The organism is Cupriavidus sp. P-10, assembly GCF_003402535.2.
In the GTDB taxonomy this organism is placed as follows: domain Bacteria; phylum Pseudomonadota; class Gammaproteobacteria; order Burkholderiales; family Burkholderiaceae; genus Cupriavidus.
The window spans coordinates 1,667,078-1,687,655 of record NZ_AP025170.1; the positions used below are offsets into that span (position 1 = coordinate 1,667,078).

A 20,578-nucleotide genomic window follows, 5' to 3' on the forward strand; every position below is an offset into this window, starting at 1 on the left:
CTGCCGGTACCATCGCCGGTGCCGGGGCAGCAAGCGGATATGTAATGGATTGTGGCGCCTCCTGCGCCAGATACAGTGCGATACACGGAGAATCGCCGGCACCCATACAATGGCGTCGAAGCGGTTTGCCGTTCACCTTACTTTTCTCAGGGGACAGAGATGGATGCACACGTCGACCATATCCTGGTTGTCGATGACGACCGGGAAATCCGGGAGCTGGTATCGACCTACCTGACCAAGAATGGCCTGCGCGTGACCGTGGCGCAGGACGGCAGGCAAATGCGATCGTTCCTGGATGCCAATGCCGTGGACCTGATCGTGCTGGACGTGATGATGCCGGGCGACGATGGCCTGGTGCTGTGTCGTGAACTGCGAGCGGGCAAGCACAAGACCACGCCGGTGCTGATGCTGACCGCGCGCAGCGACGAGACCGATCGCATCCTCGGCCTCGAAATGGGTGCGGACGACTATCTGCCCAAGCCTTTCGCGGCGCGCGAGCTGCTGGCTCGCATCAAGGCGGTGCTGCGCCGGACGCGCATGCTGCCGCCCAACCTGCAGATCACGGAAGCAGGCCAGTTGCTGGAATTCGGCGACTGGCAACTGGACACCACGGCCCGGCACCTGATTGACCGCGATGGCATCATCGTCGCGCTGAGTGGCGCGGAGTACCGCTTGCTGCGCGTGTTTGTCGACCACCCGCAGCGCGTGCTCAACCGCGACCAGCTGCTCAGCCTCACGCAAGGCCGTGAGGCGGAGATGTTCGAGCGCTCGGTCGACTTGCTGGTCAGCCGCTTGCGCCAGCACCTCAAGGACGATGCGCGCGAACCCCGCTACATCAAGACCGTGCGCAGCGAGGGCTACGTGTTCTCGATGCCGGTTGCGATCCGGGAGGCCCGGCAGTGAATCTCCGAGGCTTGCCATGGCCCCGCACGCTGGGCTCGCGCCTGTTCCTGATCTTGCTGACCGGGCTCGTGGTGGCGCATGGCCTGTCGTTCGGCGTGCTGTTTGCGGAGCGCTACATCACCGCGCGCCAGGTGATGCTCGGCACGCTGGAAACCGACGTGTCCACGTCGATTGCCATCCTCGACCGGGTGCCCGCGGCGGAGCGGCCGCAGTGGCTGCCGCACGTCAATCGCGGCAACTACCAATATATGCTGGGGCCGGGCCTGCCGGGGGTGCCGGAGATGAGCGAGCAGGCGCAGGAGATCGCTGACCGCATTACCGAAGCGAGCGGCGGCCGCTTCCCGGTCAGGGTCGAATCCATCCCGGGGCAGGGCAAACGCATGCAGGCGCACCTCACCCTCAGCGACGGCAGCCCGCTGACCATCGACGTGCATCCGAAACCGACCCCGGTCGCGCAATGGCTGCCTTATGTGCTGGTGCTGCAGTTGCTGCTGCTGGTGCTGTGCTGCTGGCTGGCCGTACGGCTGTCGCTGCGCCCGGTGGTGGCGCTGGCCAATGCCGCCGACGCGCTCGACCCGAACGCAGCGGGCGAGCCGCTGGCCGAGGCAGGTTCGACCGAACTGGTGCGTGCCGCGCGCGCGTTCAACGCCATGCGCGAACGCATCGCGCGCTTTGTCGAGGAACGCGTGCAGATCCTGGCGGCGATCTCGCACGATCTGCAGACCCCGATCACGCGCATGAAGCTGCGCGCCGAGATGGCGGAAGACTCCGAGGACAAGCGCAAGCTGGTGCACGACCTCGACGAGATCGAGACGCTGGTGAAAGAAGGGCTGGCCTATGCGCGCGCCATGCATGGGGATGGCGAGAAGGCATCGCGGATCGACGTCGGGTCCTTCGTCGAGAGCCTGGTCTACGACTACCAGGACACCGGCAAGGCCGTCACCATCCAGCAGAATATCGCCGGCGCCATCATGACGCGCCCGCACGCGCTGCGCCGCATCCTGACCAACCTGACCGACAACGCCATCAAGTTCGGCGGGGCGGCGGAGCTGAGCGTGCGGCGCGACGGCGGCGCGGTGGTGATCGGCGTGCTCGATCGCGGCCCGGGTATCCCGGCAGAGAAGCTCGAATCCGTGATGCAGCCGTTTGTCCGGCTGGAGGAATCGCGCAACCGGGAAACCGGCGGCACCGGCCTGGGCCTGGCCATCGCGCACCAGCTGGCGCTGGCGATCGGCGGTTCGCTGACGCTGCGCAACCGGGAGGGCGGCGGGCTGGAGGCGCAGCTCAGGCTTGGCTGAGGCAAGGCAGGAGAGCGCAAGCCTGTGTTCCTCGGCGACCTGCCGCCGCTTGACCTTAAGATCGATCCCTCCTTCGCGCCGTACTACCAGCCGCCGCCCAGCGCACGGAACGTTGCCACCGCCGCGCGGGCATTGTCGGCGCGCACGCGCGCCTGCTGGTCGCGCGCGGACAGCAGCAGGCGGTCTTCCTCGAGCACTTCGAACAGGCTGACGGCGCCGCCCTTGTAGGCGTCCTCGGCCGCGCCGCGTGCGCGCGCATGCGCGGCCACTTCAACAGCCAGGTCCTTGCTCTGCAGTTCCAGCTGGGTCAGGGCGATGATCGCGTTCTCCACGTCCTCGGTGGCGCGCAGCATTGCCTTGCGGTAGTTCGCCAGGGCTTCGGCATTGGCGCCTTTGGCTTGCGCCACTTCGGCGTCCACCCTGCCGAAGTCGAACAGCCGCCAGCGCAGCCCGGCCGCGGCGGCGGGCTGGAACGCGGCGGCGGTGAACAGCTTGCCGGCGGAGAGGCTTTCGAACCCTAGCAGCGCCGACAGCGACAGCTTCGGGTAGTACTCGGCAGTGGCCACGCCGATGCGGGCGCTCGATGCCGCCAGCCGGCGTTCGGCAGCGATCACGTCGGGCCGGCGCTGCAGCAGGCTGGCGGGGCCTTGCGCCACGGAAACCTGCGGGACGGTGGTGCGCTCGGCCGGCGCCAGCAGTTCGGCGGCATACGTGCCCGGATGCGAGCCCATCAATACGTCGAGGCGGTTCAACTGCGTCTCCAGCTCGATCTGCAGCGGCGGGATGGTCACGCGCGTCTGTGCGAGCTGCGCTTCCGCCTGGGCCCGTTCGCGTTCCGCGCCGACGCCGTCGGCCAGCCGGAACTGCACCAGTTCCAGCAGCCTTGCATTGGTCCGCACCTGCTGCTGCGCGATCGCGATGCGCTGCTGCGCGCCGCGCACGCGGAAGTACGCATCGGCGGCTTCCGCGGCCACCAGCACGCGCACGCCCATGTGCTCGGCTTCGGCGGCCTGGGCTTCCGCGCTGGCGGCCTCGGCGCCGCGTCGCAGCCCGCCTGCCACATCGATCTCCCAGCTGGCGCCGGCGCCCACGCTGTACACCGTGCTGTTGCGGTCGAAGCCCGGGCGGTTTTTGGCAAGACTGCCCAGCGGCCCCTCCAGGGATTGGTGCTGCCTGGTGACGCCGCCCGACAGCGACCCCTCGGGCAGCAGCGCGGCGCCGGCGTACTGCGCCGCCGCGCGGGCCTGGTCGACGCGCGCGATGGCAGCCGCCAGGTCGAGGTTCTGTTCCAGCGCGCGCTGGATCACCCGGGTCAGTGCGGGGTCGTCAAAGCCCTGCCACCAGCTGTCCAGCGCCGGCGCTTCGCGGGTAGCTGCGCGGGCTTCCAATGCCGCGGCGTGCGGGTAGGCGGCGGGCATCTCCGGCACCGGGGTCTTGTAATCGGGCCCTGCCGCGCAGGCGGCGAGCGCGGCCGCCAGCAGGAGGGGCACGACGCGGATGACGCCGGAGGGGCGGGCCGGGCGGGAGGGGCGGGAGGGGCGGGAGGGGGAACTTGAGGGATTTTGCGGCATTGCTTACACCTTTCAACGACGACCTTCAACAACTCGACAACGACTCATCAGCGACGAATACAGCACAAGCCAAAAACTAACTTGCAAGATGATAGTGACTACTCTAGACTAACTTTCAAATTGATAGCAACTAGATTTTCCAAGGACGCTGATCATGCCGAAAAAGCCACTTGTTGAAATGCCGTGTCCCATCGCACGCACCGCCGCCCGCGTTGCCGACAGCTGGAGCGTGTTGATCCTGCGCGAATCCTTCTACGGCGTGACCCGCTTCGATGAGTTCCAGCAGAACCTGGCGATCGCTCCCAACATGCTCACGCGGCGCCTGAACTCGCTGGTCGAGGAAGGCATGCTGGAACGTCGCCAGTACTGCGACCGACCACCGCGCTCCGAATACATCCTGACCGAGCGCGGGCGCGATTTCCGCCAGGTACTGCTGGCCATGCTGGCCTGGGGCAACAAGCATCTCGCGCCCGAAGGCGAGAGCGTGCAGCTGGCGAGCCGGCGCACCGGCGCGCGCGTGGAACCCGTCCTGGTCGACGCCGCCACGGGCCGCCCGGTCACTGATGCCGACTACCACATTGCACCCGGGCCCGCCGCCAGCGATCGCGTGCGCCAGCGGCTGTCCCGCTCGGCCGAAGCCTGACCTCATATTCCGATTTCCCGACCCTGCCGCACCACAGGCGGCGCAGCCCCCCCCCCAAAGCAAAGAGCAGCAAGCAGAAAGGAAGTGCCATGAGTAGCAATACGCTGACTGAACGGACAGGTACCGAACCCGTTCCCGCGTCGAAATCCAGGACCAGCCCCAAACGACTGCTGGTGGCTGGCGCGCTGGTTGTCGCGGGGCTGGCGGGCATCGGCTACGGTCACCACTGGTGGGCATCGGGCCGTTACCTGCAAAGTACCGACGATGCCTATGTCGGCGGCGATGTCACGGTGATCGGTGCCAAGGTCGGGGGCTATATTGCCGAAGTCGCGGTGACCGACAACCAGTCGGTCCGCGCCGGCGACGTGCTGGTGCGCATCGACGACCGGGACTATCGCGCCGCACTGGCCAAGGCAGAGGGCGCCGTGGCAGCACAGAAGGCACTCCTGGCCAACCTGGATGCCACCGCACGGCTGCAGGAAGCGGTCATCGCGCAGGCCAGGGCGGGCATCGCGGCGACCAATGCCGACACGGTGCGGGCGCGCGACGACCAGGTCCGCTACGCCAGCCTGGTGGCCAAGGCGGCCGTCTCGATCCAGAGCTCGCAGAAAGCCGACTCGGACTACAAGCAGGCGCAGGCCAATGGCGACAAGGCCCGTGCCTCGCTGCTGGCGGCGCAGCGCCAACTGGACGTGATCGGCACGCAGAAGCAGCAGGCCGAGGCGGCGCTGGCGCAGGCGAGCGCCGAGCGCGACATCGCCAGACTGAATCTCAGCTATACAGAGCTGCGCGCCCCCGTGGACGGCACCGTGGGCAACCGCCGCGCACGCGTCGGCGCCTTTGCCGGTGCGGGCAGCCAGCTACTGTCGATCGTTCCGGCCAGCGGGCTTTGGGTGGACGCGAACTTCAAGGAAGGGCAGCTCGCTCACATGCGCCCCGGCATGCCGGTCGAAGTAGAGGCAGATATCCTGCCCGGACGGGTCTTCCATGGCCGGGTCGCGAGCCTGGCGCCCGCCACCGGTGCGCAGTTCAGCGTGCTGCCGGCGGAAAACGCTACCGGCAACTTCACCAAGATCGTCCAGCGCGTACCGGTGCGCATCCGCCTCGACGACGAGGACGCCCGGCTGGGAGTCCTGCGTCCGGGCCTGTCCGTGATCGCGCAGGTCAATACCCACCCCGCGACGCCGTCGACCTCGCAGGTGCAGTGATGACGACGGCCAGCGTGACTACTACAGCGGCCGCCGTAGAATCAACGCCGGACGCGATGTCCACCGGCGCCAAGGTATTCGCCTTCGGCACCATGTGCGTCGGCATGTTCATCGCCTTGCTGGATATCCAGATCGTTTCCGCCTCTTTGCGCGATATCGGCGGTGCGCTGTCGGCCGGCGCCGATGAAACCGTATGGGTGCAGACCAGCTACCTGATCGCCGAGATCATCGTCATCCCGCTGTCCGGCTGGCTGTCGCGCGTCATGTCGACGCGCTGGCTGTTCGCGGCCTCGGCGGCCGGCTTTACCGTGACCAGCCTGCTGTGCGGGTTGGCGTGGGATATCCACAGCATGATCGTGTTCCGCGCGTTGCAGGGGTTCCTGGGCGGCTCGATGATCCCGATGGTGTTCACCACGGCATTCGCGTTCTTCAGCGGCCCGCAACGTGTGATCGCCGCGGCCACCGTCGGCGGGCTGGCCTCGCTGGCGCCGACGCTCGGGCCCACGGTGGGCGGCTGGATCACCGATCATTTCTCGTGGCACTGGCTGTTCTTCATCAACCTGGTGCCGGGCATCTTCGTCACCGTCGCGGTGCCGCTGCTGGTCAAGGTCGACCGGCCGAACTGGTCGCTGGTGCGCGGTGCCGACTACCTTGGCATCGTGCTGATGGCGCTGTTCCTGGGCTGCCTCGAATACACGCTGGAAGAAGGGCCGCGCTGGGACTGGTTCGATGATGACGTGATCCTGGCGACCGCCTGGATCTCCGGCCTGTCGGGCGTGGCCTTTCTGTGGCGCACGCTGACCTACGCCAACCCTATCGTCGACCTGCGGGCGCTCAGGGAACGCAATTTCGCGCTTGGCTGCTTCTTTTCCTTTGTTACCGGCATCGGCATCTTCGCCACCATCTACCTGACACCATTGTTCCTGGGGCGGGTACGCGGCTTCAGCGCGCTGGACATCGGGCTGGCGGTGTTTTCCACCGGCGTGTTCCAGATGGCTTCCATCCCGCTCTATGCCTTCCTGGCGAACCGCGTCGACCTGCGCTGGCTGATGATGGCCGGGCTGGCGATGTTCGCGGTATCGATGTGGTTCTTCGCGCCCATCACCCACGACTGGGGCGCGGCGCAACTGATGCTGCCGCAGGCGCTGCGCGGCATGGCACAGCAGTTCGCGGTGGCGCCCACCGTGACCCTGACGCTGGGCAGCTTGCCGCCAGAGCGGCTCAAGCTGGCGTCCGGCCTGTTCAACCTGATGCGCAACCTGGGCGGCGCCATGGGCATCGCGGCCTGCGCCACCGTGCTCAACGACCGCGGCAACCTGCATTTCCTGCGCGAGGCGGAGCACCTGACTATCCGCAATGAAGCCATGGGAAGCGTGCTGCAAGGGCTGACCGACCAGTTCGTGGCCGCCGGGCACGATGCCCTCGATGCGCATACCGCAGCGCTCAGGCAACTGTGGGGGCTGGCCTGGCGCGAAGCGCAGACGCAGACGTTCGGCGATGCGTTCCTGGTGATCCTGGTCTGCTTTGTCATCGCCACGGCCATGGTGCCGCTGATGCGCAAGGTCGCGGCGCCGAAGGGCCCGTCGGCGGATGCGCACTGATCGGGAGCAGGGAATGAAAACCGATCTGTTCAAGAGATTGCTGTGTGCCGCGCTGATCGCGTGCGGGGCGACGCTGGCACACGCTGGCAATGAGCGTCCGCGTGATACGGGCGTAGCCTGTGCTCGTGCAGGCAATACATATTGCAACCTTCAGGAGCCGGCCGCCGGGCGCTTGCCGCATGGCGCCGCGACTGAAGGGCGTGCGACCGATTGATCTTTGATCTTTGGTGTTGGGCAGGGAGAAAGCGATGAATGCAAGAGATGTCGTGCTGTGTCAGCCGGTGCGGACCGCCATTGGCGCCTACAACGGTTCATTGAAGTCGATTGCGGCAACCGATCTCGGCGCCGCGGCAATACGGGCCAGCGTGGCCGATCGGCGCGACCGGCGCGGTGCTGACGACGCGGCTGCTGCATGCCATGCGCGCGGATGGCATCTGCCGTGGCATCGTCACGCTGTGCATCGGCGGGGGACAAGGGATTGCGCTGGCGCTTGAGGCGTCGGCCTGATTCGCCGGTTCTTGATCCGCGCGCCGGTCGTCGGGATCGGCGCACAACCTACTGAACAATGGAGGAGCAAACAATGAACATCCAATACATCGAGGATCTGGCGCCGGGCCAGAAATATGGTTCCGGGCGGCTGACCGTCGAGACTGAGCGGATCAAGTCCTTCGCCGCTGAATTCGACCCACAGCCTTTCCATCTCGATGAAGCCACTGCCCGCGACACGCTGTTCCGCGGCCTGGCCGCGAGCGGCTGGCACACGGCGGCTCTGACCATGCGCCTATTGGTCGACGGCGAGCTCCGGCCCGCGGGCGGCATCATCGGTGCCGGCTTCGAGGAGCTGCGCTGGCCCAAGCCGGTGCGGCCCGGTGATGCCTTGCATGTCGAGAGCGAGATCCTGGAGGTGCGGACGTCCAGGTCGCGTCCTGACCAGGGCATCGTGAAGGTGCGCATCACGACCTTCAACCAGCATGACGAACCGGTGCAGACCGGCGTGGTCAACCTGGTCGTGCAGTGCCGTCCCGCCGCCAAAGCGTAGACGGGAGGCGCCATGAAAATCCTTGTACTCGGCGCTGGCGCCATGGGCGGCTACTACGGTGCGCGGCTGATCGAGGCGGGCGCGGACGTCACCTTCCTGGTGCGGCCCGGCCGCGCGCAGGCCCTGGAACGCCACGGCCTTGCCGTACGCAGCGAGCTCGGCGCCTTCCATCGTCCGGTCAGGACTGCCCTGGCGGGACAGGTAGACGCGCAGTTCGACCTTGTCCTGCTGGCATGCAAGACCTATGACCTTGCCGACGCGATCCGGGCGATCAGCCCCGCCGTGGGCCGTGACACCGCGGTGCTGCCCTTGCTCAACGGACTCGGTGCCTATGATGGTCTCGATCAGTGCTTTGGCAGGCAACGCGTGATGGGCGGGGTTGCCTACATCGCGACCACGCTGGCGGCGGACGGCACCGTCATGCACGCCGGCCGCCTGGACCGGCTCGTCGTCGGCCCCCGCGCCGCGCAGACCTCCACCCTGGCCGCGGATTTCCACGCGCTGCTGTCACGGGCGGCGGGTACGCGAGAAGTATCGGGCGCCATCGGGCAGGAGCTCTGGAACAAGTGGGCCATGATCGCCGCGGGCGCCGTCATGACATGCCTGATGCGCGGCTCGGTGGCGGACATCATGAAGACGCAGGATGGCCGCCGGCTGATGCTTGACGCGATGGCCGAGTGCCGCACGGTGGCGCAACTGTGCGGCCATGCCATTCCCGAACCCGTCGTTGCTGCCATGCAGGCCCGGCTGCTGGACGAAACCTCCAACTGGGCTGCATCGATGATGCGGGATATCGCGCAGGGCGCGCCACGCATCGAAGCCGACGCCATCGTCGGCGACCTGATCAAGCGCGCCGGCGAGCACGGGCACGAGCTTCCGTTGAGCCGCACGGCCTATTGCCACCTGCAGGTCTATGAGCGCCAGCGCGCTGCCGAACAGGCTGCGGCCTGAGACGCGCCCGCTCACCTGAAACAACCACGACTCACGACATGACGACCTTTTCCTCCCTGTTGCAGCACACGGAAGGCAGCGTGCTGGTGCTCACCATCAACAACCCGGGCAAGCGCAACGCCATCGCGGCGGATCTCTATGACAACATCCGCGCCGCACTGGCGGCCGCCGCGGACGATCCGGCGGTCGGCGCCATCGTGCTGACCGGCGCCGGCAACTACTTCTGTGCGGGCGGCGACCTGGCATTGATCCGCCAGCGGCGCGAACTGACTTACGACGAGCGCATCGAGAAGCTGGGGCATCTGCACGATGTGGTGTGCAAGCTGCGCGATTTCCCCAAGCCGATTGTTGCAGCGGTGGAAGGCGGTGCGGCAGGCGCCGGCTTCTCGCTGGCACTGGCCTGTGACCTGCTGGTGGCATCCTCCGGCGCGGCTTTTTCGATTGCCTATGTGAAGGTAGGCCTGACACCGGATGGCGGCATCACGGGCCTGCTGGCGCAGAGCCTGTCGCGGCAGGTGCTGACGCAGCTCGCGTTGACCGGCGATCGCATCACGGCCGAGCAACTGCAGCATTTCGGCGTCGTCAACCAACTGGTGGAGGCGGGGCAAGCCGGCGTGGCGGCGATCGCGCTGGCGGCGCGGCTTGCCCAGGGCCCCCAGCAGGCGCTGGGTGCGATCAAGGCGCTGTGCCGTCATGCGCATGAACGCACGCTCGATGACCAGCTGGAAGCGGAGCGGGTCGCGATGGCCGTGGCCCAGGGTGGCGCCGAAGCCGCGGAGGGCATCGCCGCCTTCCTGGAAAAACGCCCCACGAACTTTGCAGGGTTGCGCCGCGGCGATCCGGCATAGCCGCGGCTGCCCGCCTTGCCGCCGGGCGCTACGCCGGGCGCTATTGCCCGGCGAGTTTCAGGCTTTTGGCGATGCGGGTCAGCTTCGCATGCTCGTTGGCCAGGAATGCTTGCGCCTGGGCCATCGTCATCGGCTCGATCGCGCGCTGCAGATTGACGGAACGCCTGGTACGGTTCTCCGGGCTGCCCACCCAGGCATTCATGGCGTCCACCACCCGTGCCGTCACGGCGTCCGGGGTATTTGGCGGCGCCAGCACGCCCGCCCACTGGCTGTACTCGAAGTCGGCAAGTTCCCTGGTTTCCGACAGCGCGGGCACATCGGGCAACGACGGATGCCGGGCCTTGCTGGCGACGCCGATCGGCCGGAAGCGGCCGGCCTTGATCATCCCGTAGGTCGGGCCGCCCATCGGAATGAAAGTCAGGTCGACCTGCGCACCCGCGATATCGCTTGTGACCGGCGCCGCGCCTTTGTAAGGGACTTCCAGGAAGCGCACGCCGGTACGGGCCTGGAAGTCGGCGCCGACCAGGTGGGGTGCCGAGCCGGGCCCCCAGTGCGCCAGTGACAGCGGGCGGTTCCTGGGGTTCTTCGCATACGCGATGACCTCGTCGACGTTCTTGAACGACAACGAGGGATTCGACACCAGGATGAAGTCCGAAATCCCGCTGAAGCCCGCCAGCTTGAATTTCTCCGGCGAATACCTGGCCGATGCGATGGTCAGCGGCGCGACCAGGAAATCGATGCCGGTCGTTCCCAGCAGGGTGTAGCCATCGTTGGCGGCGCGCAGCACGTTCATTGCACAGATCGAGCCGCTCGCGCCGGGGAGGTTGTCGGCAAGGACGTTCTGCCCGAGGCTTCTCTTCATCACGACGGCTGCCGCGCGGATCGATTCATCCGCCGGCCCACCGGCGGGAAATGCGACCTTGACGACAACCGGCTTGCTCGGATAGGTGCCTTCGGCCCGCAGCCAAGATGGCGCAAGCATCGCAGGCACGGCGCCGCAGGCCGCCTGCAGCAGGCGCCGCCGTGAAAGCTGGATAGTCATGATTGTCTCCTCTGATAGTTCTGCATGCCGGCAGCGCATCCCCGTTGGGGCGCTGCCGGCATGCACTGCTTCTGTGAGGCCTGCTCAGGCGAACGGGCTATTCGTAGACCACCGCGTACTTGATCGTCAGCGTCGAGAACGCCTTGCCGATGGTTGCGGCCGCGATTTCCCGATCTTCAGGGCTCAGCGCGGCAGGCAGCACCAGCGTGGACAGGATGCCCTGGTCGCCCCGGTCCTCGATGCGGATATCGACAAGCGGCACGGGCGTCTGCGCATTGACCTCGGCAAGCATCTGCCGTTGCGCACGCAGGACGGCATCGCTGCGCAGCGCGTTCTTCTGGATCTTGCCGACGGCCGTCTTGGGAATGGCATCGACCAGGTAGAACTGCTTGGGCACGGCGGCGCGTTCCGGAATCACCTCATAGGCGTAGTGCTTGATGCGGCCAAGCGGGAAGGTGCTGCCCGGCTTGAGCGCGATGTACGCCACCGGCAGTTCCCCGGCATGCGCGTCAGGCAGCCCGACCGCCGCGGCGTCGAAGACCTCGGGGTGGCGATACAGCGCCTCTTCGATCATGCGCGGGTCGATATTGTTGCCGCCGCGGATGATCAGATCCTTGGCCCGCCCGGTCAGCCAGAAGTAGCCATCTTCGTCCGCATAGCCCAGGTCGCCGGTATTGAACCAGCCGCCTTCGAACCAGATGCCCTTGTTCTGTTCCGGGTTCAGGTAGCCCGCGAAGATGTTGGGGCCGCGCACCACCACGATGCCAGGTTCCCCCGGCTCGCAGTCGCGCTGGATGCGCCCGCCGGCGACCTTGACGACCTTCATCTCCTGGTAGGCCATGGGCAGGCCAATGGAGCCGATGCGGCGCTGGCCATAGCGCGGGTTGGTGGCGCTGAGCGCGGTGCCTTCGGTCAGCCCGTAGCCCTCGAAGATCATCGCGCCGGTCAACCGCTCGAAGGCTTCGGCTACGGCCACCGACAGCGGCGCGGTACCGCAGCTGGCTGCCTTGAGGGAGCTGATGTCGGCGTCGCCAATCGGGATATTGAGCGCCATGTTGACCACGCTCGGGACCATTCCGAGCGCCGTGACGCCGAAGTGCCCGACGATCTGCCAGAGATTGCGGATGACCGAGGGATCGCGCCAGCCGCTGGAGGTCAGCAGCACGACCGAGGCGCCGCGGGCCAGCGGCATCAGGCAATTGGTCAGCACGCCGGTGACATGGAACATCGGCACGCCGCAGACGCGGACATCCTCGGGCTGCACGTCGATCTGCATCGCGCTGACCCATGCCATGGCCACTTCGTTGCCGTGGGTGTGCAGCGCCAGCTTGGGCGTGCCGGTCGTGCCCCCGGTATGGAACATCGAAGCGGTATCGCCCGGCGAAAACACCCGCTGGCTGTCCAGCGAATCGTCGTCGAAGCGCTCAAGCCCGGCATCGAGATCGACGATGCCCGCCTCGCTGGCCTTGCCGCCGCCGGCCTTGATCCAGTGCTGCACGCCCGGCAACTCGCGGCGCACCAGCATGGCCTTGTTCCAGGCTTCGATATCGGGGTCGGGGCCGTAGGCAATCACCGCCTTGGCGCCGGCATTGCGCAGCAGCGCCGCGATAATCTCGGGCTCCAGCATCCAGTTGACCGGGCAGGCAATGCCGGTCGCCTCGCTGCCCCAGATCGCGTATTGCGATTCCGGTGTCACCGGCATCAGCACCCCGATCACGTCATCGGCGCCCAGGCCGAGCGAGTGCAGCAGGTTGGCGGTCTGCGTGATGCGCCCGAACATTTGCGCATGGGTGATGGTGACCGACTTCGCCAGCTCGTCGCCGGAGGTGAAATAGTGCAGGGCAGGCGCCTCCGGCGCACGATCGCGGGCCAGGCGCAGCAACTCGTAGGTGCTGTCGGGCAGGCGGCGGTCGGCAAGGGGCGTCTGCTCGAAGCGGCGGATATCGGCAAGCGCCGTCACGGTCAGCCTGGGGCGGTAGGGGTCCGGTTGCGCCAGGTTGGTGGCCGCCTGCACGTGGGTGGTGAGCTGCGTCATGTTCAGACCCCCCGGTACACCGGACGGCGCTTGTCGAGGAACGCTGCGCCGCCTTCGTGCATGTCTTCGGTGCTGAACAGCGTGGCAAAGGCCAGTTGCTCCAGCATCAGCGCGGTATCCAGCGTGGCGTCCTGGCCGTTGTTGATCATCAGCTTGGCCATGGCGATCGAGTGGGGCGATTTTTCGGCAATGCGGTGCACGTAGGCTTTCGCCTCGGCCAGCAGTTCGTCCGCGGGCACCACCTTGTTGACCAGGCCGATGCGGTAGGCCTCGTCGGGCTTGATGATTTCGCCGGTAAAGATCATTTCCTTGGCGCGAGTCGCGCCGACCAGCCGGGTCAGCCGCTGCGTGCCCCCACGCCCCGGGATCAGGCCAACGTTGGTTTCGGTTTGTCCCATCAGGGCATTTTCCGCGGCGACGCGCAGGTCGCACGCCATCGCGAGTTCCAAACCACCGCCAAAGCACGGCCCGGCGATGGCCGCGATCACGGGGATGGTGCTGTGATGGATCAGCGCCCACAGGTCGGGCGCGCCGCTGGTCGGGACGAAGGCTTCGATCGGGCGGCGCGCGAGCATTTCAGGGATGTCGCCGCCTGCCACGAAGGCCTTGGTCCCGCCCCAGAGGACAATGCCGCGAACCGTCCGGTCCGCCATCAGCGACGACAGCGCCGCGTAAAGGTCAGTGCGCAGCCCCGTGTTCAGCGCGTTGTACTTCTCCAGCCGGTTCATGGTGACGACGGCGCAGGGGCCGTCGCGGTCGATAAAGACGGTGTCGTACTCGGTGATGCCGGTCATCGGTGTCTCCGTTGTCTCTGTGGGATGCTCAGTGGATGAACTCGAACAGGCCGGCCGCGCCCATGCCGCCAGCGGCGCACATGGTCACGACGCCATACCTGGCCTTGCGGCGGCGGCCTTCCAGCAGGATGTGGCCGGCCTGGCGCGCGCCGGTCATGCCATACGGGTGGCCGATGGCAATGGCGCCGCCATTGACGTTGACGCGCTCCAGCGGCAGGCCGAGCTTGTCGATGCAATACAGCGCCTGGCAGGCAAAGGCTTCATTGAGTTCCCACAGGTCGATGTCGTCGATGGAAAGCTCGTTGCGTTCCAGCAGCCGCGGCACCGCGCGCACCGGGCCGACGCCCATCTCGTCCGGTTCCACGCCGGCAGTGGCCAGGCTGACAAAGTAGCCGAGCGGTTCGAGGCCGCGCCGTTCGGCTTCACGCTCGGACATCACCACCAGCGCCGCGGCGCCGTCGGACAACTGGCTGGAGTTGCCGGCCGTCACCTGGTAACCCTCGCCCTTCACGGCGGGCAGCGCACTCAGGCCTGCCACCGTGGTGTCGGCACGGACACCTTCGTCCGCCTCGAGCAGGAACTCCACCGTCGACGTCTCGCCGGTCACTTTGTCCTTCACCGACTTCACGGTTGCCAGCGGGACGATCTCGTCAGCGTAGCGGCCTGCCTTCTGGGCTTCCACGGTGAGTTGCTGGCTGCGCAGCGCGAACTCGTCGGAGCGCTGCCGCGACATGCCGTAGCGCTCGGCCAGGATTTCGGCCGTATCGATCATATGCAGGTAGACGTCGGGGCGGTTCTTCGCCAGCCACGCTTCCTGCTGGGCGACCTTCAGCGTGACGGGTTGCGACAGGCTGATGGATTCGACACCACCCGCCACCATCACCGGCACCTTGTCGATCAGCACGCGCTGGGCGGCAAACGCGACCGCCTGCAGGCCGGACGCGCAGAACCGGGTCAGTGTCGTGCCGCTGACGGACACCGGCAGGCCCGCGCGGATGCCGCCTTGCCGGGCGACATTACCGCCGGTGGCTGCGATGGGCTGGCCGCAGCCGAAAATGATGTCCTCGACTTCCGCGCCGTCAATCCCCGCGCGCTGGACGGCATGCTGGATGGCATGGCCCGCCATGGTCGCGCCATGGGTCATGTTGAATGCGCCTCGGGTGGCTTTTCCGATCGGGGTGCGGGCAAACGAAACGATCACTGCACGCGACATGGGTTCTCCTTTGATGTAGATGCGGGCGGTAGTCCGCCGAATATAGACAGTGGATACATTGGTGTGTGTGTTGTTGCGTTGGAACGGGAAGCCAGACGCCGGCACTCAGTGTATCCACTGTCTACATACTAGGATCGCGATTGCGAAGGCGTCAAGAAGTCGTTGTGCAAGGTCGGGTTTACCAGCCTGCCAACGCTGCTGGCATCGCAGCGTCAGCCAGATTGGTGAAGGTGCATCGTTGCTAGGGTTAGCACTAGGGGCAAATGGCTTCCCGTTCCTTGACGCTGGCCGACGCGCTCCCTACGATATAGACGCTGGATACATTGATGTTCAGACATGCGGTGACGGGATAACAGAAGCCGATAGGAGGAAGTATTGGAATTCACTGGCAAACAGGTAATCAAGGCTCCCAGGGCAGAGGTCTGGAAGCGCTTGAACGATCCGGCGACTTTGCAGCAGTGCTTGCCGGGATGTGAACAGTACGGGCAAGGGGAAGACGGCGGGTATGACGCGGTCATCGTCGCGGCCGTCGGGCCGATCAAGGCTCGCTTCAAGGGAACAGTCCGCTTTTCCGACCACCTCGAAGGCGTCGGCTACCACATCGAAGGCAGCGGGAGCGGTGGCGTCGCGGGATATGGCAAGCTGGGTGCCGACGTCCGGCTGGAAGACGTCGATGGTGGTACCACGCTGCACTATGTGGCCGCAGCCCAGATCGGCGGAAAGCTCGCACAGATCGGATCCCGTCTGGTGGGCTCCGTCGCGAACAAGTTCCTGGCGGAGTTCTTTTCCCGCTTCGAACAGCTGGTCACGCAAGAGATGGAGCAAAGTGCCGCCCTGGAAACTTCCCCTGAATGAGCGTCGGACGGAAGGGAAGTGCATCCAAAAATTTTTTGGCCTTTAGTATGATGTTCGTAATACTATACGCATCGCGTGTGCTGATGCTGAAGGTGCTAACGGAACACAGAGGTGACCGTGAAAATTGAAAACACCATCAATGGCGTGACGGGGACGACCGAGATCGAGCCAAGGCGGCTGCTGGTGCATATGCTGCGGGACCAGAAGCGCCTGACCGGCGTTCACATCGGCTGCGATACCTCCCAGTGCGGCGCTTGCACGGTGCTTGTGGACGGGGCGACCGTGAAGTCTTGCACGGTACTTGCCGCACAGACGGACGGATGCGACCTTCGCACGATCGAAGGGATGGAGCACGACCACACCACATCGGCGCTCAAGCAAGCCTTTAACGAGTTGCATGGCTTGCAATGCGGATTCTGCACCCCGGGGATGCTGCTGGCGGCGCGCGCGCTGCTGGAGCATCACCCCGCGCCGGCCGAAATCGACGTCAGGGAAGCGCTGCACGGCAACCTGTGCCGCTGCACCGGGTATCAGAACATCGTCGATGCGGTGCTGCTTGCCGCCACCAGGCTGCAGCAAGCGCCAGCCGCCATGCAAGGGGAGGCCTGAGATGAGCGAAGCACTGAACGGCAGCGCAACCCGGTACATCGGCAAATCGGTCAGGCGACGGGAGGACAAGCGCCTGATGAGTGGCCAGGGCAGGTTCACTGATGACCATCAGTTCCCTGGCATGGTCTACGCGGCCTTTGTCAGGTCGCCATATGCCCACGCCAGCGTCACCGGAGTCGACACGTCAGCCGCGCGCGCGCTTCCCGGCGTGATCGGCGTGCTGACCTATGCGGATATCCACGGCAAGGTCGGCGACATCCGGCCGAACTGGGTGGTGGGCAATTCCAGGGTGCCACCGCATCCTCCGCTTGCGGCGGAGCGCGTGCGGTACGTCGGGGAGGCCGTGGCGATGGTGGTGGCCGAGAGTCGGGAAATCGCGGCGGATGCCGCCGAACTCGTCGCGGTAGGCTATGAAGAATTGCCGCCGGTCGTCGATGCGGAAGCCGCGCTGTCTGACACGGCGCCCCAGCTTCACGATAACGTGCCGGGCAATCACATCGGCACGTTCCGACTCAAGGGCGGCAGCTACGAGGATGCATTGAAACGCGCCGATCGCGTGATATCGATCCGGCTGGTGAACCAGAGGCTGATACCCAGCCCGCTTGAACCGCGCGCCTTGTGCGCGAATTTCGACCCGGTTGACGAGCGTCTCACGTTTATCGTCCCGACCCAGGTTCCGCATATGTCGAGACGCTGGCTGGCGGAAACCCTGCGCTGGCCCGAGCACCGGGTCCGGATCGTGGCGCCCGATATCGGCGGCGGATTCGGCGCGAAGATGCATTTCTACGCGGAAGAGGTGCTGGTGGCGTTCGCTTCCAGGCATTTCGGGCTCCCGGTAAGCTGGACCGAGACGCGCAGCGAGAATTTCGTCGCGACTACGCATGGCCGTGCGCATACCGAGTATGTGGAAGCGCCTGTCACGACCGACGGCAAGGTGCTGGGGATCCGGGTGCGCTCGTTCGCCAACCTTGGCGCCTACCTGTCGAACATGGCGACGGGTATTCCCACCGTCAACACGGCCAACTACATCACGGGCAACTACCAGATTTCCTCGGTCGACGTGGAGGTGAACCTGGTAACGACCAATACCACGCCGGTCGACGCGTACCGCGGTGCCGGACGCCCGGAAGCCGCTTACATCATCGAGCGGCTGATGGACGCCGTGGCAGGAGAACTGGACCTGGATCCGGTGGAGCTGCGGCGCCGCAACCTGGTGCAGCCCGATCAGTTTCCCTATCTGCCGCATGACGGCGCGCGCGGCAGGTGGGATTCCGGCGACTACGAAGCCTGCCTGAACAAGGCGACCGAACTGATCGGCTACCGGCGCTGGCGGACGGAGCAGGCGGCGCTGCGCGAGCAGGGCAGATACATCGGCATCGGCGTGATCTGCTATCTGGAACTGGTCGGCATGGGCATTTCGCCGATGCTGGAGAAGGTCGGGTTCAACCGCGGCGGCTGGGAAAGCGCGCATATCCGCGTGCATTCGGACGGCAAGGTGACGCTGTTCAGCGGGTCGATGCCGCAGGGCCACGGCCATGCCACCAGCTTCGCGCAGATCGTCGCGGAAGCCCTGCAACTGCCGATGGAAGATATCGATGTCGTGCAGGGCGACACCGACCGCGTGCTGGCTGGCCACGGCACGTTCAATTCACGCTCGATGCCGGTGGGCGGCAGTGCTGCCTACGTGGCAGCGGGCAAGATCCTCGCCAGGGCCAGGCGCATCGCCGCCTTCATGCTGGAAGTCCCGGAAGCGGAGGTGGACTATGCAGATGGCCAGTTCTCGAGCGCAGCCAATCCCACCGTTATCCCGTTCTCGCAGGTGGCAAGGATGGCATACCTTGCGCACAAGCTGCCCCGGGATTTTGAAGCAGGGCTGGATGAGCGCGTCTTCTATGAGCCGGTCGCCCTGGGAGCACCGAATGGCTGCCATGCCGTGGTCGTGGAGGTCGATGCGGAGACAGGCGTGGTGACGATCCTGGACTATGTCGCGGTCGACGACGTGGGGGTCATGATCAACCCGATGCTTTGCCACGGCCAGATGCACGGTGGCATCGCGCAGGGTATTGGCCAGGCGCTGTTCGAAGAAGCCAGCTACGACGATGCTGGGCAACTGCTGTCCGGATCGCTGCTCGACTACGGCTTTCCGCGCATCGAGCAGGTTCCCCGCATGCGCACCGGTTTCCATGTCTCGCCGGCGCCGTCGAACCCGATTGGCGTCAAGGGCATCGGGGAGGCGGGCTGCGTCGGTGCGCCGCCCGCGGTGGTCGCGGCGGTATGCGATGCACTGAAGCCATTCGGCATATCCCATCTCGATATGCCGCTGACGCCGCCGAAGGTCTGGCGTGCCATCCAACAGAGCCGGAGCGCGACATGATTCCATACGAAGTCGAGTACCTCAGGGCCGGCAGCGTGCAACAGGCACTCGCCGCCCTTGCCCAACACCCCGAGGCGAAGATCCTGGCCGGCGGCCATACGCTGCTACCGATGATGAAGCTCAGGCTCGCGCGGCCCGGACTGCTGGTGGACATCGGCCGCCTGCCCGAACTTCGCGGGATCGTGGTCCACGAGGATTCCGTTTCCATCGGCAGCGCCACGACCCACGCCGAACTCGAGGCGAGCGCGGCACTGAAGCAACTGGCCCCGCTGTTCCCGCTCGCCGCGACGGTGATTGCCGATCCTACCGTCAGGAACCGTGGCACGATCGGCGGCGCGCTGGTGCACGCGGATCCGTCGGCCGACTGGCCGGCTGTCGCGCTTGCCATGGACGCGGAGATGGAAGTCGTAGGCGCACACGGAAGCACGCGCATTCCCGCGCACGAGTTCTTTGCCGGCTTCATGGCGACAGCCGTCGAGCCGGACGAGATCCTGACGCGCATCCACGTGCCATTGCCGGCGCCGGGCAGGGTTGCCTACCGCAAGTTCCGCCATCCGTCGTCCGGCTACGCGGTCGCTGCGGCGGCCGTTGCGATCAGCGTCGGCAAAGACGGCTACGCATGGGGAAGGATCGCCATCACCGGCGTTGCCGACACGGCATTCCGCGCATGGGAGGCCGGGGCGTTGCTGGAAGGCAGCTTCTCAGACCTGCCGGGCAAGGTCGATGCCATCGTCGAAGCGGCGTTCGCCAACGTGACCCCGCTGGCGGACAACTTTGCCGATGGGGCATACCGGCTGCAGCTTGGCCGGGTGATGCTGAAGCGCGCGCTTGCCGATGCGCTGGAGCCGCCCGGCGCAAGCTGAAGGACCTGGGGGAGGGTTACGCCTGCGCGGCGCTGCGTGGCCTTGCCTTCGGTTTGCCTGCGGCGGCCTCGTTGGCCGCCGCGGCCTTTTTCTGGCCCGCAGCCAGCAGGCCGGTCAGCACGAACTGCTGTACGCTCTGCCGCCATTGGGCCAGCGCCACGCGCGGGCGCGGGCTGGGCCCCGCCGGCCTGGCACTGAAGAACATGCTGACACCGTGCATGGCCGACCACGCGCAGCGCACCATCATGTCGTCGAACTGCTCGGCAAGACCGTTCTCGCGGAAGTAATCATGGACCCCGCCAGACAACAGCTGGTAAGACGCGCTGCCGGCTTCCAGCAACTCCGGATACCGTTCCTTATCCTCGATCTGCGGCCCGAACATCAGGTAGAACAGCGCGGGATGCTTGACGGCGAACTCGATGTAGCCATCCATGATCGTGAGCAGCCGCGCCTCGGCGCTCATCTCCGGCGCGAGGCGGGCCCGCCGCACCGCAACCAGTTCGCGGAACCCTTCGGCGGCGATGGCGGCCAGCAGGCCTTCCTTGTCGGAAAACTGGTTGCGCGGCGCGCCGTGTGACACTCCGGCGAGCTTGGCCGCGGAGCGCAGGGTCAGTCCATGGACGCCCTGGCTGGCGAGGATTTCGCGGCCGCAGCGGATCATTTCTTCCCGCAGGTTGCCATGGTGATAGCTTTGGCGGGCCGGGCGCTTGGTGGTGGTCGTCATGAAAATG

At 66.2% G+C, this 20,578-nt stretch carries 19 protein-coding genes and 1 pseudogene; 14 read left to right on the forward strand and 6 right to left on the reverse strand.

The genetic code is table 11. From position 1 onward, the window contains the following. Positions 1 to 159: 159 nt before the first annotated feature. Both CTP10_RS07710 and CTP10_RS07715 read left to right on the forward strand, forming a co-directional pair. A complete protein-coding gene (locus tag CTP10_RS07710; protein ID WP_116322599.1) occupies positions 160 to 903 on the forward strand; it encodes a response regulator in 744 nt (247 codons plus the stop codon). Then, entirely contained in the window at positions 900 to 2,201 is a 1,302-nt protein-coding gene (locus CTP10_RS07715; protein ID WP_116322600.1) for a sensor histidine kinase, read from the forward strand. Before CTP10_RS07710 ends, CTP10_RS07715 begins: the two co-directional genes overlap by 4 nt. A gap of 83 nt (positions 2,202 to 2,284) precedes the next feature. On the opposite strand, the gene CTP10_RS07720 is transcribed toward CTP10_RS07715, so the two are convergent. Beyond that, positions 2,285 to 3,772 (reverse strand): efflux transporter outer membrane subunit, encoded by a 1,488-nt coding sequence (locus CTP10_RS07720; RefSeq protein WP_116322601.1) that lies wholly within the window; start codon positions 3,770 to 3,772, stop codon positions 2,285 to 2,287. A gap of 154 nt (positions 3,773 to 3,926) precedes the next feature. Between CTP10_RS07720 and CTP10_RS07725 the strand changes: the two genes are divergently transcribed. The 8 genes and pseudogenes from CTP10_RS07725 to CTP10_RS07760 all read left to right on the forward strand — a co-directional run bounded on the left by CTP10_RS07725 (position 3,927) and on the right by CTP10_RS07760 (position 10,062). Next, positions 3,927 to 4,415 carry a winged helix-turn-helix transcriptional regulator gene (locus tag CTP10_RS07725; protein WP_116322602.1) on the forward strand — a complete coding sequence of 163 codons (489 nt, stop codon included), beginning with the start codon at positions 3,927 to 3,929 and terminating at the stop codon, positions 4,413 to 4,415. Between the two features lie 89 nt (positions 4,416 to 4,504). After that, the gene (locus tag CTP10_RS07730) at positions 4,505 to 5,623 is read left to right on the forward strand and encodes an HlyD family secretion protein (RefSeq protein WP_116322603.1); all 1,119 of its coding nucleotides are present in this window, start codon (positions 4,505 to 4,507) and stop codon (positions 5,621 to 5,623) included. Beyond that, complete coding sequence (locus CTP10_RS07735) at positions 5,623 to 7,224, forward strand: DHA2 family efflux MFS transporter permease subunit (RefSeq protein WP_116322604.1); 1,602 nt, start codon at positions 5,623 to 5,625, stop codon at positions 7,222 to 7,224. The genes CTP10_RS07730 and CTP10_RS07735 overlap by 1 nt, the downstream gene beginning before the upstream one ends. Before the next feature lie 13 nt (positions 7,225 to 7,237). Next, positions 7,238 to 7,438, forward strand: coding sequence for a hypothetical protein (locus CTP10_RS07740; protein ID WP_147316288.1), 201 nt, complete (start codon positions 7,238 to 7,240; stop codon positions 7,436 to 7,438). A gap of 155 nt (positions 7,439 to 7,593) precedes the next feature. Continuing rightward, positions 7,594 to 7,731: pseudogene (locus CTP10_RS07745) on the forward strand (acetyl-CoA C-acyltransferase); the annotation flags it as partial. Between the two features lie 73 nt (positions 7,732 to 7,804). Beyond that, positions 7,805 to 8,263: a MaoC family dehydratase gene (locus CTP10_RS07750; RefSeq protein WP_116322605.1), complete on the forward strand. Its 459-nt coding sequence runs from the start codon at positions 7,805 to 7,807 to the stop codon at positions 8,261 to 8,263. 12 nt (positions 8,264 to 8,275) lie between these two features. Further along, complete coding sequence (locus CTP10_RS07755) at positions 8,276 to 9,214, forward strand: ketopantoate reductase family protein (protein ID WP_116322606.1); 939 nt, start codon at positions 8,276 to 8,278, stop codon at positions 9,212 to 9,214. 38 nt (positions 9,215 to 9,252) lie between these two features. Next, positions 9,253 to 10,062, forward strand: a complete 810-nt coding sequence (locus CTP10_RS07760; RefSeq protein ID WP_116322607.1) for an oxepin-CoA hydrolase, alternative type — start codon at positions 9,253 to 9,255, stop codon at positions 10,060 to 10,062. A gap of 40 nt (positions 10,063 to 10,102) precedes the next feature. Here CTP10_RS07760 and CTP10_RS07765 read toward each other — a convergent pair whose 3' ends face one another. The 4 genes from CTP10_RS07765 to CTP10_RS07780 all read right to left on the reverse strand — a co-directional run bounded on the left by CTP10_RS07765 (position 10,103) and on the right by CTP10_RS07780 (position 15,146). Next, positions 10,103 to 11,104 carry a tripartite tricarboxylate transporter substrate binding protein gene (locus tag CTP10_RS07765; RefSeq protein WP_116322608.1) on the reverse strand — a complete coding sequence of 334 codons (1,002 nt, stop codon included), beginning with the start codon at positions 11,102 to 11,104 and terminating at the stop codon, positions 10,103 to 10,105. Between the two features lie 97 nt (positions 11,105 to 11,201). Further along, a complete protein-coding gene (locus tag CTP10_RS07770) occupies positions 11,202 to 13,139 on the reverse strand; it encodes an acyl-CoA synthetase (RefSeq protein WP_116322609.1) in 1,938 nt (645 codons plus the stop codon). Positions 13,140 to 13,141: 2 nt separating this feature from the next. Continuing rightward, positions 13,142 to 13,933: an enoyl-CoA hydratase/isomerase family protein gene (locus tag CTP10_RS07775; protein WP_116322610.1), complete on the reverse strand. Its 792-nt coding sequence runs from the start codon at positions 13,931 to 13,933 to the stop codon at positions 13,142 to 13,144. A gap of 28 nt (positions 13,934 to 13,961) precedes the next feature. Further along, entirely contained in the window at positions 13,962 to 15,146 is a 1,185-nt protein-coding gene (locus CTP10_RS07780; protein ID WP_116322611.1) for an acetyl-CoA C-acyltransferase, read from the reverse strand. A 375-nt stretch (positions 15,147 to 15,521) separates the two neighbouring features. Between CTP10_RS07780 and CTP10_RS07785 the strand changes: the two genes are divergently transcribed. The 4 genes from CTP10_RS07785 (at position 15,522) to CTP10_RS07800 (ending at position 19,847) form a co-directional block, all read left to right on the forward strand. After that, positions 15,522 to 16,001 carry an SRPBCC family protein gene (locus CTP10_RS07785; protein ID WP_116322612.1) on the forward strand — a complete coding sequence of 160 codons (480 nt, stop codon included), beginning with the start codon at positions 15,522 to 15,524 and terminating at the stop codon, positions 15,999 to 16,001. A 111-nt stretch (positions 16,002 to 16,112) separates the two neighbouring features. Continuing rightward, a complete protein-coding gene (locus tag CTP10_RS07790; RefSeq protein WP_376790637.1) occupies positions 16,113 to 16,610 on the forward strand; it encodes a (2Fe-2S)-binding protein in 498 nt (165 codons plus the stop codon). A 1-nt stretch (position 16,611) separates the two neighbouring features. Beyond that, positions 16,612 to 18,984, forward strand: coding sequence for a xanthine dehydrogenase family protein molybdopterin-binding subunit (locus tag CTP10_RS07795; protein WP_116322613.1), 2,373 nt, complete (start codon positions 16,612 to 16,614; stop codon positions 18,982 to 18,984). Further along, a complete protein-coding gene (locus tag CTP10_RS07800; RefSeq protein ID WP_116322614.1) occupies positions 18,981 to 19,847 on the forward strand; it encodes an FAD binding domain-containing protein in 867 nt (288 codons plus the stop codon). The genes CTP10_RS07795 and CTP10_RS07800 overlap by 4 nt, the downstream gene beginning before the upstream one ends. Before the next feature lie 16 nt (positions 19,848 to 19,863). Here the strand turns inward: CTP10_RS07800 and CTP10_RS07805 are convergent, their stop codons facing one another. Beyond that, the gene (locus tag CTP10_RS07805; RefSeq protein ID WP_116322615.1) at positions 19,864 to 20,571 is read right to left on the reverse strand and encodes a TetR/AcrR family transcriptional regulator; all 708 of its coding nucleotides are present in this window, start codon (positions 20,569 to 20,571) and stop codon (positions 19,864 to 19,866) included. Positions 20,572 to 20,578 lie beyond the last annotated feature (7 nt).